The 13,166-nt window shown below is 56.9% G+C and carries 9 protein-coding genes; 4 read left to right on the top strand and 5 right to left on the bottom strand.

Features of this window, described 5'->3' with window-relative positions; all coding sequences use genetic code 11:
• Positions 1 to 97: 97 nt before the first annotated feature.
• Both ptsP and rppH read right to left on the bottom strand, forming a co-directional pair.
• Positions 98 to 2,344, bottom strand: coding sequence for a phosphoenolpyruvate--protein phosphotransferase (gene ptsP, locus QZQ97_RS22165; protein WP_311995181.1), 2,247 nt, complete (start codon positions 2,342 to 2,344; stop codon positions 98 to 100).
• 12 nt (positions 2,345 to 2,356) lie between these two features.
• Positions 2,357 to 2,887: an RNA pyrophosphohydrolase gene (rppH, locus tag QZQ97_RS22170; RefSeq protein ID WP_006318949.1), complete on the bottom strand. Its 531-nt coding sequence runs from the start codon at positions 2,885 to 2,887 to the stop codon at positions 2,357 to 2,359.
• Positions 2,888 to 3,583: 696 nt separating this feature from the next.
• Between rppH and mutH the strand changes: the two genes are divergently transcribed.
• The 4 genes from mutH (at position 3,584) to QZQ97_RS22190 (ending at position 6,694) form a co-directional block, all read left to right on the top strand.
• Complete coding sequence (gene mutH, locus QZQ97_RS22175; RefSeq protein ID WP_311995182.1) at positions 3,584 to 4,270, top strand: DNA mismatch repair endonuclease MutH; 687 nt, start codon at positions 3,584 to 3,586, stop codon at positions 4,268 to 4,270.
• 94 nt (positions 4,271 to 4,364) lie between these two features.
• Complete coding sequence (locus tag QZQ97_RS22180) at positions 4,365 to 5,081, top strand: TerC family protein (protein WP_006318947.1); 717 nt, start codon at positions 4,365 to 4,367, stop codon at positions 5,079 to 5,081.
• 172 nt (positions 5,082 to 5,253) lie between these two features.
• Positions 5,254 to 5,472, top strand: coding sequence for a YgdI/YgdR family lipoprotein (locus QZQ97_RS22185; protein WP_004952287.1), 219 nt, complete (start codon positions 5,254 to 5,256; stop codon positions 5,470 to 5,472).
• 181 nt (positions 5,473 to 5,653) lie between these two features.
• Positions 5,654 to 6,694, top strand: coding sequence for an NADP(H)-dependent aldo-keto reductase (locus QZQ97_RS22190; RefSeq protein WP_311995183.1), 1,041 nt, complete (start codon positions 5,654 to 5,656; stop codon positions 6,692 to 6,694).
• Positions 6,695 to 6,740: 46 nt separating this feature from the next.
• Here QZQ97_RS22190 and lplT read toward each other — a convergent pair whose 3' ends face one another.
• The 3 genes from lplT to QZQ97_RS22205 form a co-directional block, all read right to left on the bottom strand.
• Positions 6,741 to 7,937 carry a lysophospholipid transporter LplT gene (gene lplT, locus QZQ97_RS22195; protein ID WP_311995184.1) on the bottom strand — a complete coding sequence of 399 codons (1,197 nt, stop codon included), beginning with the start codon at positions 7,935 to 7,937 and terminating at the stop codon, positions 6,741 to 6,743.
• A complete protein-coding gene (gene aas, locus QZQ97_RS22200; protein ID WP_311995185.1) occupies positions 7,934 to 10,090 on the bottom strand; it encodes a bifunctional acyl-ACP--phospholipid O-acyltransferase/long-chain-fatty-acid--ACP ligase in 2,157 nt (718 codons plus the stop codon). Before aas ends, lplT begins: the two co-directional genes overlap by 4 nt.
• A gap of 669 nt (positions 10,091 to 10,759) precedes the next feature.
• A complete protein-coding gene (locus QZQ97_RS22205) occupies positions 10,760 to 13,018 on the bottom strand; it encodes a molybdopterin guanine dinucleotide-containing S/N-oxide reductase (RefSeq protein ID WP_311995186.1) in 2,259 nt (752 codons plus the stop codon).
• Positions 13,019 to 13,166 lie beyond the last annotated feature (148 nt).

Genomic DNA, 13,166 nt, shown 5'->3' on the forward strand with positions numbered 1-13,166 from the left:
CAACGCAGTCGAGGAGGCGGATAATAGCATAAGCTTAACCGCCTCCGGACTGGCCGACAGGGAAAAGTTCTGTAAAAAAATCAGTCAGCAGCAGCCGTTACTTGCCGCCGCGGATCAAGCCGCCCATGCCGCGCCGTTCCATAAACGCCGCGACCTGGTGGCGCACTTCGGTGGTCATCTGGGCGCCCAGCACCCGCTGCGCCAGCACTTCGGCGTCGGACAGCTCAATATGCCGCAGCAAATATTTGATACGCGCCACGCTGCGTCCGTTCATGCTCAGGTTACGATAGCCCATACCCACCAGCAGCAACGCGCCCATCGGATCCCCGGCCAGCTCACCGCACAGGCTCACCTGCAGCCCGACCGCGTTGGACTGAACCACGATCAGCTTGAGCACTTGCAGCATCGAAGGATGCAGGCTGTCGTACAGCGCTGCCACGCGGGTATTGTTGCGGTCTACCGCCAGCAAATATTGGGTCAGGTCATTGGTACCGACCGAAATAAACTCAACCCGCCCGGCCAGATGGGGGATCAGGAAAATCATCGACGGCACTTCCAGCATTACGCCAAGCTTGGGCTTCGGAATTTCATAACCCAGCACCTCTTCCACTTCGCGCCCTGCACGATCGATCAGACGCCGAGCCTCGTCGATCTCTTCCAGGCTGGTGATCATCGGCAGCAGGATACCCAGGTTACCGGTCCCGGCATTGGCGCGCAGCATCGCGCGCACCTGAATCAGGAAGATTTCCGGTTGATCAAGGGTGATGCGGATACCGCGCCAGCCCAGGCAGGGGTTTTCTTCGCTGATCGGCATATAAGGCAGCTGTTTATCGGCACCAATATCCAGCGTCCGCAGCGTGACAGGCTTGTTCGGGTAGAGCTGCAACATGCCCTGATACTGCGCAACTTGCTCTTCTTCCGATGGGAAGCCGCTCTGCAACATAAAAGGAATTTCGGTTCGGTACAGGCCGACGCCATCGACTCGCCCGCCCAACAGCTGTTCGTGTTCCGGACTGAGGCCAGCGTTAAGCATCACCTGAACACGCTCGCCACTTTTGAGCTGGGCCGGCTGCTCGACGTCGTCCTCCGCCAGCTTGCTTAATTCAAGCTCTTCGCTGATCAGCCGCTGGTATTCCTGAACCAGCACAGGTTCAGGGTCCACCAACAGTTCGCCGCGATAGCCGTCGACAATCAGCAGCCGCTGGCTGAGCAGCGCAGGCTGGATATCCGCGCCCATCACCGTCGGCACGCCCATCGCCCGCACTAAAATCGCCGCATGGGAGTTGGCGGCGCCGTCGCGCACCACCACGCCGACCAGCCTGTCCTGCGGCATTTCAGCCAGCAGGGTAGCGGTCAATTCGTCTGCCACCAGCACAAAACGCGCCGGCCACTGAGTAGCGCCCTGGGTGGTGTCGTCGAGGTGGAATAGCAGACGCTGGCCAAGCGCACGCAGATCGCTGGCGCGCTCGCGCATGTAAGTGTCTTGCAGGCTGGCAAACTGGGCGGCAAATACCTCTATGACCTGTTTAACCGCCCATTCCGCCACCGAGCCGGCGTCAATTTCGGCGAACAGTTCGCGCTTGAGGCGAGCATCGTTCAACAGATGGGAGTACAGATCGAAAATCGCCGCGCTTTCTTTTTGCGAACTGGCGGCAAAGCGCTTGCTGAAACGGCGGAATTCCGCGCCGGCTTCTTCCAGCGCCTGCGTCAGGCGTTCCCGCTCGCTCACGGTATCGAGCGTCGAGGCCTTGTAAACCTGATCGAGCGACGGTTGGCTGCTGTCTTGCCAACCTTCAGCCACCGCTACGCCGGGTGATGCCGCCAGCGCTCGGATACGCGTCTGGCGATATTGGCCAAAAATGGCGTTAAGCTGCGACTGCGAGAGGATCCCTGCCATTTGTGTGGCCAGGGTCACCATGAAAGACTCTTCGCCTTCGTCGAACTGGCGCAGTTCGCGCTGCTGCACGACCAACACCCCCAGCAGTTGACGGCGATGGATAATCGGCACGCCGAGGAAGGATCGGAAACGATCCTCCTTCACCTGGGGTATGTATTTGAAGCTGGGATGACTCTGCGCGTCCGCCAGGTTTATCGGCTCCGCACGGCGCCCGACCAACCCGACGATACCTTCATCAAATGCCAACGCGATAGCGCGCCCACGCGGTTTTTTCAACCCGCGCGTCGCCATCAGGTAATAGCAACGGCGATCGTTGTCCGCCAGATAAATGGAACAGACTTCCGTATCCATCGCCAGACAGGTTTCATTGACCAAAAGATCCAGCGCATCTGTCAGACTGGCCGCTGCGGCCACCTTCTCAACAATTTCTCGCAAGCGCGTGAGCATAGTCGGCTTAACTTAACCTCTCTTCCGGCGATAAGCGGGGGGCTGCTGCCGCTGTGTTGCCTGCTCCTGCATCGGCATCACGGTGACGGCGAATTCTTTCATCACCCGGCGGTAAACGTCGCGTTTGAACGACACCACCTGGCGCACCGGATACCAAAAACTCACCCAGCGCCAGCCGTCGAACTCCGGCGTGCTGCTGCGTTGCATATTGATATCCGCGTCATTGCACATTAACTGCAACAGAAACCATTTCTGCTTTTGGCCGATACAAACCGGCTTTGTGTCCCAACGCACCAAACGTTTTGGCAATTTATAGCGCAACCAGTTGCGGGTAGAGGCCAGGATGCGCACATCCTTTTTGCTCAGCCCCACTTCTTCGAACAGCTCACGGTACATTGCCTGTTCTGCGGTTTCACCAGGGTTAATCCCACCTTGGGGAAACTGCCAGGAGTGTTGACCGTAACGGCGAGCCCAAAGGACCTGCCCCTGACGATTACAGATTACGATACCAACATTCGGGCGGTAGCCATCATCATCGATCACCGGACTACCTCGATAAGCTTAAATTCGCATAGATGTCCTGATTGTTTCACACAAGCTACAGGCGGTAAACCACTGCTTTGCAGCACTCTAAACCGGATAACATTGGGATAACTCACAGATAATGGCAAAGTTATAAACAAGCGAGGCGATTTCACGGCGGTTTTATTCACTTTTTCTGTGGATAGGTGTGTGAAGAACTCAAGGGATAAGCCGGTAAAACTCTGGTGAACCCAAAAATGACACTAAAAGTGATTTTATATTAATTAAATAAAAACAATGACATATATTATTATCAACAGGCATGGACAAGGTAAAAATGTGATCTATGCACGTAAAGGATCTTACCCTGGCGAAAGATCCACCAACGTCGTTTTTATCCACAGATTATCCGTATGAGTTACGCACAAAACGGACAATTTCGCAAAAAATGGCCCGCGTCAAGGCTGTAAATCGAACCAGTGATCGGGAAAAATTTGGGTTATCCCACAAATCTGTGGATAAATAGGTGTAAGATCCTGTTTATTGTCGGTGGCTTCAGGTGCACAAGCACCTGACGAAATTTGTTTACTGCGCGACGGAAGAAAAAAAGTCATGCAAAATCATGCTGCTATTTGTTTATTCCCGCGTCTTTTCCTGCCGATGTTCGCTGTGCACAAATGCAGTACATTTTTCAACCAAACCTGACGGGCTTGTATTATGGCGTTTTTATCCCCTCTTCCCGCTCCGCCGGAAAACGAACAGCGGCTGTTTGAGCGAGCGCAGCAGCTGGCCGGTTTTAGCCTGGGTGAACTGGCTGCACGTGCCCAGTTGCCGATCCCCAAGGATCTGAAACGCGATAAAGGTTGGGTGGGCATGCTGCTGGAGCTGTACCTTGGCGCCATGGCGGGCAGCAAGCCGGAGCAGGATTTCCCCGAACTGGGCATTGAGTTGAAAACCATCCCGATTGACGCCGCCGGCAAACCGCTGGAGACCACCTTCGTCTGCGTAGCACCGCTTACCGGCAACAGCGGCGTTACCTGGGCCAGCAGCCATGTGCGCCATAAGTTGGCGCGAGTCCTGTGGATCCCGGTAGAAGGCGAACGACAAATCCCGCTGGCGCAGCGGCGCATAGGATCACCGCTGCTGTGGAGCCCGAATGCCGCTGAAGAAGAGATGCTGCGCCGTGACTGGGAGGAACTGATGGACCTCATCGTGCTCGGCCACGTGGAGCGGATCACCGCACGCCACGGTGAGGTACTGCAATTGCGGCCCAAGGCGGCCAACAGCAAGGCGCTGACCGAAGCCATCGGCGAACAGGGCCAGCCAATCCTCACGTTGCCGCGCGGTTTTTATCTGAAAAAGAGCTTCACCGCCGCGCTATTGGCAAGACATTTCTTAATATGATCCTCTTTGTTTAAGCCATGTTTAGCTAACAGTGTCGCCGTATCAATAAACGCGTATAATTCAGCCTTTGCATTTTATTAAGGTGTGCTGGGCAATGTTCGATTGGATTATGGATCCCAATGCCTGGTTAGCGTTAGGTACGCTGACCATTCTTGAGATCATTTTGGGTATTGATAATATTATTTTCCTGTCTCTGGTGGTGGCCAAACTGCCGAAGGCGCAGCAGAACAAGGCACGCCGCATCGGTCTGGCCGGCGCAATGCTGATGCGTCTGGGTCTGCTGGCGTCTATCGCCTGGGTGATCCGTCTTACCCACCCGCTGTTTACCGTGATGGACCACAGCATCTCGGCACGCGATCTGATCTTGCTGCTCGGTGGGCTGTTCCTGATCTGGAAAGCCAGTAAAGAGATCCACGAAACCATCGAAGGGTCCGATGAAGAGCACCACACTAAAGTGAACGGCTTCTTCGGCGCCATCGTGCAGATTATGTTACTGGATATCATCTTCAGTCTGGACTCGGTGATTACGGCGGTAGGCCTGTCCGATCATCTGTTTATTATGATGGCAGCGGTGGTGATTGCGGTGGGGGTAATGATGTTTGCCGCCCGGCCGATCGGCGAGTTCGTTAACCGCCATCCTTCAGTGAAAATGCTGGCGCTGGCGTTCCTGATTCTGGTCGGCTTCACCCTGATGCTGGAAAGCTTCCAGGTGCATATCCCGAAAGGTTACATCTATTTTGCGATGTTCTTCTCGATGTCCGTCGAAGCGCTCAACCTGATGCGCGGCAAGAAAAGCCAGGCAGTAGAGTAATTCTCGCGGGAGCGAGCGAAAGCCGCTCCCGTTCGCATTTTTATCCTTCTTTCACATCTTCCGCACACTTTCTCTTACCAAGATAAGGACTTATCCGAAACACGAGGTATCCAGAGTTTGCTAATCTTGGGAGAAGGCTCTTTTTCTGCATACATAATTGAGGATCGGCAGGATGAAAAAGTGGGTAATGGCAGTTTCTGCGTTGGTAATCGCCGCCGGGCTGACGGGCTGCTCCAGTGATTACGTGATGGCGACCAAGGACGGCAATATGATCCTGACTCAGGGCAAACCCGAGATCGACCAGGATACCGGCCTGATCAGTTATAAAGATGAAAAAGGCAATAACCGCCAAATCAACGGCGATCAGGTTTCACAGGTCATCGAGCGTTAATTTTCTGCCGGCTATCGCCTCCTCTCCAGCGCGATAGCCTTCCCTGCACTGAATCCACTTCCCCCATCTTCACGGCTTGGTTATAGTCGAGAAAGGCGATATCACCGTCTCGCAGGTGATGAGACTCCTGTTTCATCGGGCGTAAAGGCCCGTAAGCGCTAACTTGAAAGGAAGGCCGTTAATGCAATACCACCGTATTCCCCACAGTTCTTTAGAAGTGAGCGTGCTGGGACTGGGCACCATGACCTTTGGCGAACAGAACAGTGAAGCCGATGCCCATGCGCAACTCGACTATGCATTAGCCGCTGGCGTCAATCTGATCGATACCGCTGAGATGTATCCGGTACCGCCCCGCCCTGAAACCCAGGGGCTGACCGAACAGTACATTGGCAGCTGGATCAAGGCGCGTGGCAACCGTGAGAAAATAGTGCTGGCCAGCAAGATCGCCGGGCCGGTACGCGGCACCGACAGCAGTATCCGTCCGCAACAGGCGCTGGACCGCAAAAATATCCGCGCCGCGCTGGACGCAAGCCTGAAACGGCTGAACACCGATTATCTCGATCTTTATCAGCTGCACTGGCCGCAGCGCCAAACCAACTACTTCGGCAAACTCAATTATCAATACACCGACGATAAAGCCACCGTTACCCTGTTGGAAACGCTGGAAGCGCTGACCGAACAGGTTCGCGCCGGTAAAATCCGTTATATCGGGGTATCCAATGAAACGCCTTGGGGCGTAATGCGCTATCTGCAATTGGCTGAAAAACACGAACTGCCGCGCATTGTCTCGATTCAAAACCCCTACAGCCTGCTGAACCGCAGCTTTGAGATCGCTCTGGCGGAGATCAGCCAACACGAGGGCGTTGAACTGCTGGCCTATTCCAGCCTGGCATTCGGTACCCTGAGCGGCAAGTATCTTAACGGCGCCAAGCCGGCCGGAGCGCGCAATACGCTATTCACCCGCTTTAACCGCTATTCTGCGCCGCAAACGCAACGGGCGATTGCCGAATATGTCGCGTTGGCCAAAAAGCACGGGCTGGATCCGTCGCAGATGGCGCTGGCGTTCGTGCGGCAACAGCCGTTCGTGGCCAGCACCCTTCTGGGTGCCACCACGTTGGAACAGTTGAAAACCAACATCGACAGTTTTGACGTGGTGTTGGATGCAGACGTGTTGCAGGGGTTGGAAGAGATCCACACTCGCTTTACCATTCCCGCGCCGTGAATACGTCGGGGCGCAGCAAGCTGTGCCCCGACAGCTTTCACTGCGGTTATTTCGCGCCACGCTGTGAAAACCACAGCGCGGTAATCGCCAGCGCAAACACCACGCCAAAACCAATCCCCACGCCGATCACCGGCACGCTCACTTTCACCGCCAGAGAGTACAGACCCAGCATGAGCAACATGGCGGTATTCTCCCCCAGATTTTGTACGGCAATCGCATTGCCGGCGCCCACCGAACGCTTTCCACGCTCCTGCAACAGCGCGTTCAACGGCACCACAAAGAAGCCCCCCAGCACGCCGATCGTCAGCAGCAACGCATAGGCATTAAACAAGGTGGTTTGCAGCGCAAAGATTGCCACCGCCACACCAATCAGGATCCCGGCCGGCATACAACGTTTCACCGTTTCCAGCGTGACGAAGCGCGCGGCCGCCCCTGCGCCAATCACAATCCCTACCGCCACCATGGCGTTCAGCAGCGTCGGTGTAGCGTTATCGGCAATGCCAAGCGCCACCGGCACCCACAGCACCAACAGAAAGCGCAGCGTCACTCCAGCCCCCCAGAACAGGCTGGTGCCAATCAACGAGAAACGTGTCTGGCCGTCGCGCCACAGTACAACACAAGCGTTGAAGAAGGCGCGGGTCATCGCGCGCGGCGTCCAGGAGGCAGCCGGATGCGCCGCCGGCAGGCGTGGAATGTACAGGTTGGCAATCACCGCCGCCGCATACACCAGCGCGCAGACCGCCAACGCCGCCACAATATGCCAGTCGGCCAGCACGCCACCGGCAACCGAGCCAATCAGGATCGCGGCAATGGTGGAGGCTTCCATCAGGCCGTTGGCCTTGACCAGCTTTTCGCCGCGGGTGATTTCACCCAAAATACCGTACTTGGCCGGGGAATAGGCCGCAGCACCCACGCCCACCAGGCTATAACCGAGGAACGGATTAAGCCCGAAACAGATGACCAGCGCGCCGGCCAGCTTCAGACCATTCGCCACCATCATCACCCGTCCCTTGGCGAAGCTGTCGGCGATCTGGCCGACAAAAGGCGCCAGAATGATATAGGTGGCGACAAACGCCATCTGCAAAATCGGTTGGCTCCAATCGGGGTACAACTGCTGCTTGATCAGAGCCAGCGTGGCAAACAGCAAAGCATTGTCGCCGAAAGCGGACAGAAACTGCGCGCAAATCACGGCAATCATGCTGCGCGAAAGCAAAGGTGAGTCGGTATTCAACGACGGGTTCATCGGGCACTCTCCGGCTGTTCGGCCATTTTACGCAGGGTTACAAAATCCGGTTTACCACTGCCGAGCACCGGCAAGGTTTTAAGCAGACGAATATCACGCGGCACCGCCAGTTCGGGGCTACCCAACTCACGCGCCGCACGCAGCAAGGCTTCGCGGGTGATGCTTGCGTCGGTGGTAAACAGCACCAGCGCCTCCCCCTTGCTGCTGTCGCTTTTCACCGTGGCGGCATGCTGCCCTTCCGGTGCCACGCGCTGTGCCAGCAGCTCCACGCTCTCCAGCGAAACCATTTCGCCAGCCAGTTTGGCAAAGCGCTTTACCCGGCCACGAATTACGCAGTAACCCTGCTCGTCCAACGTGACGATATCGCCGGTATCGTACCAACCCGGTTGCAGATTGCCGTTTTCATCTTCCGCCGCCGGCGGTTCCAGTTCACCCGGGCGCTCCACGCGCAGATAGCCTTTCATGATATTCGGACCTTTCAACTGCAGGCGGCCGCCGTTATCAATGCCCGGCACCTTCATCAAACGCGCCTCCATCTTCGGCATAATGCGGCCCACGGTGCCCACCTTCGCCGCCAGCGGAACGTTGATCGACACCACCGGCGCACATTCGGTTACGCCATAGCCTTCCAGGATACGGATGCCGTATTTGTCCTGATAAATCTGTTTGGTGCTGTCCGCCAGCTTTTCCGCGCCGGCTACCACGTAACGCAAACGGGCAAAATCATACGGATGGGCGAAGCGCGCGTAGTTATTGAGGAAGGTGGCGGTGCCAAACAGCACGGTGCAATTGCGGTCATATACCAGTTCGGGCACCACGCGGTAATGCAACGGGCTGGGATAAAGGAAAATGCGGCTGCCGGTCATCAGCGGGGTCAGCAGCCCAACCGTCAGGCCGAACGAATGGAACAGCGGCAGCGATGACATAAAACGGTCACGCGGGGTGAAATCGGCAATGGTACGGATCTGTTCAACGTTAGCCAACAGGCTGGCGTGGGAGTGCACCACGCCTTTTGGGTTACCTTCCGACCCCGAGGTGAACAGGATCAAGGCGGCATCGTCAGGCTGTTGCGGCAGCATGGCATGCGCCGGCTGGAACAGGTGGCGCAGGATCCACAGTTTATCCGCCAGGGTCAGCGTATCTTTAAGGTCCTCCAGGTACACCCAGTTGGCTTCCGGCACCTGTTCCGGCAGGTGAGTCAGCTTGCCCTTTTCCAGGAACTGGCGCGAGGTGACAATGGTTTTGATGGTCGCCGCAGTCATCGCGCTTTTCAAACCGTTGGAACCGGCAGTGTAGTTAAGCATTGCCGGGATACGGTTGCGCAGCGAGGCGCCGAAAATCGCCGCGGCGGTGATGGTGGCGTTAGGCAACAACATGCCGACATGTTCACCTTCGGCAGTAAAGCGCTGCAGGATTCGACTGACGCCCAGCGATTTTTTGATCAGCTGCTGGTAACTGTCCTCCTTGAAGGCGATGTCTTCAATGCACGGCTTGTTGCGGCCATAGCGGTGCTGAGCCGCCAGCAAGGCGCGAAACAGCGTTTGCGGCTCGCGAGTATCCATTCGCGCCTTCATCATAATTTGCATCAGCCGGTCACCGGCCAGCGCTCGGCGATCGCGGGCACGCGGCGCTTCCGGCATCGGCAGCGAAGTCGGCGGTAAAATACGGATGTTGATCTGCGGAAACCAGCGGATCTTGAACACGCCGGCCATACGGCCAAAGGGGCTGAACTCGGCGCCGTCCAGCCGTACCGGTACCACAGTCGCACCCGATTTGGCGGCGATAAACGCGGCGCCGTCATAAACCTTCATCAGCGAGCCGGTAACGGTGATTCGCCCTTCGGGAAACACCACTATCGGCCTGCCCTGCTCCACCATACGCACCAGTTGCTTAATGGCCATCGGTTTGGTCGGGTCGAGATAGACCAGATCGATATAGGGTTTCAGCCAGCGCATAAACCAGCGATCGCCGATGCTGGCGTAGACTGCAAACACCGGTTTGATCGGTAAAAACAGCGCCAGCAAAATGCCGTCGATGAAAGAGATATGATTAGGCGTAATCAATAGCTTAGGCTGTTCGAAGTGCCGGGCATCACCCTCAACGCGAATTCGATACAGCAGGCGGAACAGCGTGCGCAGCACGGAAAGGATCATGCCTTCTCCCTTTAGCCAAGATGAGCGTAAACAGTTGTAGGGAAAAGAATACTATACGGCAGGCAAAAAAAAACCTACGCATCCGCGTAGGTTGGTGCAATTGAAAATGGCTTCAACATACAGAGTATGCTGATTTCTCACCAATCAATACCTCTGGGATCACCTACTCTAGAGAGATGGTGCGCAAGAAACTACCGACGAATCGCAAGAGTTCTGCTCTAAATGCAACCAGCTGTAACTTTCCCGCAGTTTACGGTAATAACTCAATGAAACTTAAACAATCCTGGGGGGAGGTAGATACAAAATAGGATCTTGTGCAGGCGGGGTGGGAAGACATAAGGCAAAAAAAAACCTACGCATCTGCGTAGGTTGGTGCAAATTAATATGGGTTCAACACACGAGTTGTTGAGACTCACCAATCAATACCTCTGGGACGTACAATTTACCCCGCCACGCAGAAAACCAGCCAGCGACCAATCGCAACATTAAGGCGCAAAGTGTAACCAGCGGTGTAAACCCATCGCCTTTCAAGCTACAGCATTGTTAGGTGCACGTTGTTGCGATAGGGAGCAAAGTTACGTGGCCTGATTAATGCAGCGCCCCTGCCATAGCAGGAGGTGAACAAACCGGCCGCCTGGCAGCGGCTCGGAACTCATAGGTTATAAATGTTTATCGTGTGCTTACCTCAACCAGGCAGCTCATGGCATTCGGCCCCTGCGTCAACGGCGAGGTACCGATATCCAGCGTCAAAACGTTCGGGTTGCCGGACTGCTCCACCGCCAGGCGCTGCGCGCCAAAACCCGGATCGAACCAGGCTCCTGTGGCCATCAATACCACACCGCGAGTGACGCCGTCGGTAATGGCAACGCCCGCCAGACAACGGCCGCGCGCATTGCTGACCTGTACCTCGGCCCCTTCGGCAATACCGCGCGCTGCCGCATCCTCCGGGTGCATATACAGCGTCTCCCGGCCCGCCGTTTTATTGCCTTGCGCCAGTGGCGCCGGATCCATCTGGCTGTGCAGGCGATCGCCCGGCTGGATGGATATCAGGTGCAGCGGCCACTCCTTGGCCTGCGGCGCGCCCAGCCACTCGACCGGCGGCTGCCACTGCGGATGCGGTGCAAAATCTGCATAGCCGTAACCGGCGATTTTCTCGCTGAACAACTCAATTTTGCCGCTTGGGGTTTGCAACGGATTGGCCTGCGGATCGGCACGGAAGTCATCGAAGAACACAAATTCCTTCGCCGGTGCCGGCAGTTCCACGTAGCCTTTACGCCAGAAATCCGCGAACTCCGGCCATTCGACGCCGGTACCCGCCTGCGCCTGCCCGCACTGCTGGTAGATAGATTCGATCCAGGCCTGTTCGTTGCGGTTTTCGGTGAATTGTTCACGGTAACCAAGCCGCTCCGCCAGATCGGCGAAAATATCAAAGTCGTTGCGCGCCTGATGCTGCGGCGCTATCGCCTGATGCATCGCCAGCACATAGCGGTCGCGCGATGAGCCACCGATATCATTGCGCTCCAGAGAGGTGGTGACCGGTAACACGATGTCCGCCATCTTCGCCGCCGGCGTCCACCAGATATCCTGCACAATCACCGTATCCGGTTTTTGCCACCCTTCCACCAGCCGGTTCAGTTGTTGATGGTGATGGAAGGGATTGCCGCCAGCCCAGTGAACCAGATGAATATCCGGATAGTGCAGCGTTTCCCCACGGAACGAGTAAGGTTCGCCGGGTTGCAGCAACATGTCGCAGATGCGCGCCACCGGGATCGCCAACCCGCAAGGATTGTTGCCCACCGGCATCATCGGCCCCGGCGTATCCACCCGCGGGTTGCCGACGCCGTTCATTGAGCCGTGCCCAAACGAGAATCCGCCGCCCGGCAGGCCGACCTGGCCGAGCATCGCCGACAGGGCGATCATCATCCAGTACGGCTGTTCGCCGCGATGGGCGCGCTGAACCGAATAGGAACAGGTAATAAAGCTGCGTACGCCGATCAATTGCTGCGCCAGCAGGCTGATGCGCGCCGCCGGAATACCGGTGATGGCACTGGCCCATTCCGGCGTTTTCGCCACGCCGTCGCCCGTACCGCGCAGATAATCCGCCAGTTGGTCGTAGCCCACGCAATGGCTATAGAGGAAAGCCTCATCCTGCGCGCCAAGGCGCTGAATTTCATACGCCAGCGCCAACATCAGCGCCGCGTCGGTGTTCGGGCGGATCGGGATCCATTCGGCATTCACAAAGGCCGGGCAGTCATCGCGCATCGGGCTGATATTGATCACCGGGGTACCTTTCTGCGCCAGCTTCTGCAGCCAGGGTTTGAGCGTATGCTCTGCTGCGCCGCCGGAGGATACCTGAGCATTTTTCAACGCCAGCCCACCGAAGGCGACAAACAGCTCGCAGTGTTCGACCACGCTCGGCCAACTGGTCACGCGCCCGGTCAACGGGCTAAAGGTGCCGATAACGTACGGCAAGAAAAACTGCGCCGCCCCCCAACTGTAATTGCCCAGTTGATCAACGCCACCGCCGCCGCTGAAATAAAAACGCCGCACCAGCGAGCGCGCGTGATGCAGACGCCCGGCGGATGACCAGCCATAGGAACCGGTAAACAGGCCGGAAGGGCCGTAGCGATCGCGCACGCGGCGGTTTTCTTCCGCCACCAGATCGAGCGCGAGATCCCAGTCCACTTCAACAAAATCTTCCCGGCCACGCAGCGTGCGGTCGCTGCCCTCACGTTTCTGCAGCCATGAACGGCGTACTGCCGGCTTGCGGATACGCTTGTCGGAATAGGCCATGGGCGCAATGGAATCGAGCAGCGGGGAAGGATCCGGATCGTCAGCGAACGGCTCACAGCGGATAAGCCTGCCGTCTTCGACCACGGCGGTATACGCCCCCCAGTGTGCGAGTTGCGGGTAACGTTTAATGGACATGAGGTTCTCGGGCAGTCAATGGATGCACAAAAGTAACATCAGCCGGCGTGGGGTTCCAAAGCACAAATTGCTCTATCACTGTACCCTGCGGGCCTAAGCGCACATTAAATCGCTCATATCTGCAACGGCCGCCACAAGTTGCGATCAC

Source organism: Serratia sp. root2 (assembly GCF_031931805.1).
GTDB lineage: Bacteria > Pseudomonadota > Gammaproteobacteria > Enterobacterales > Enterobacteriaceae > Serratia > Serratia inhibens.

Bases quoted from the DNA above. Each gene is read 5' to 3' on its own strand.
- QZQ97_RS22185 (WP_004952287.1), top strand. From the start codon at position 5,254: ATGAAAAAGTGGGTAATGGCAGTTTCTGCGTTGGTAATCGCCGCCGGG.
- lplT (WP_311995184.1), bottom strand. From the start codon at position 7,937: ATGAACCCGTCGTTGAATACCGACTCACCTTTGCTTTCGCGCAGCATG.
- QZQ97_RS22180 (WP_006318947.1), top strand. From the start codon at position 4,365: ATGTTCGATTGGATTATGGATCCCAATGCCTGGTTAGCGTTAGGTACG.
- aas (WP_311995185.1), bottom strand. From the start codon at position 10,090: ATGATCCTTTCCGTGCTGCGCACGCTGTTCCGCCTGCTGTATCGAATT.
- QZQ97_RS22190 (WP_311995183.1), top strand. From the start codon at position 5,654: ATGCAATACCACCGTATTCCCCACAGTTCTTTAGAAGTGAGCGTGCTG.
- ptsP (WP_311995181.1), bottom strand. From the start codon at position 2,344: ATGCTCACGCGCTTGCGAGAAATTGTTGAGAAGGTGGCCGCAGCGGCC.
- QZQ97_RS22205 (WP_311995186.1), bottom strand. From the start codon at position 13,018: ATGTCCATTAAACGTTACCCGCAACTCGCACACTGGGGGGCGTATACC.
- mutH (WP_311995182.1), top strand. From the start codon at position 3,584: ATGGCGTTTTTATCCCCTCTTCCCGCTCCGCCGGAAAACGAACAGCGG.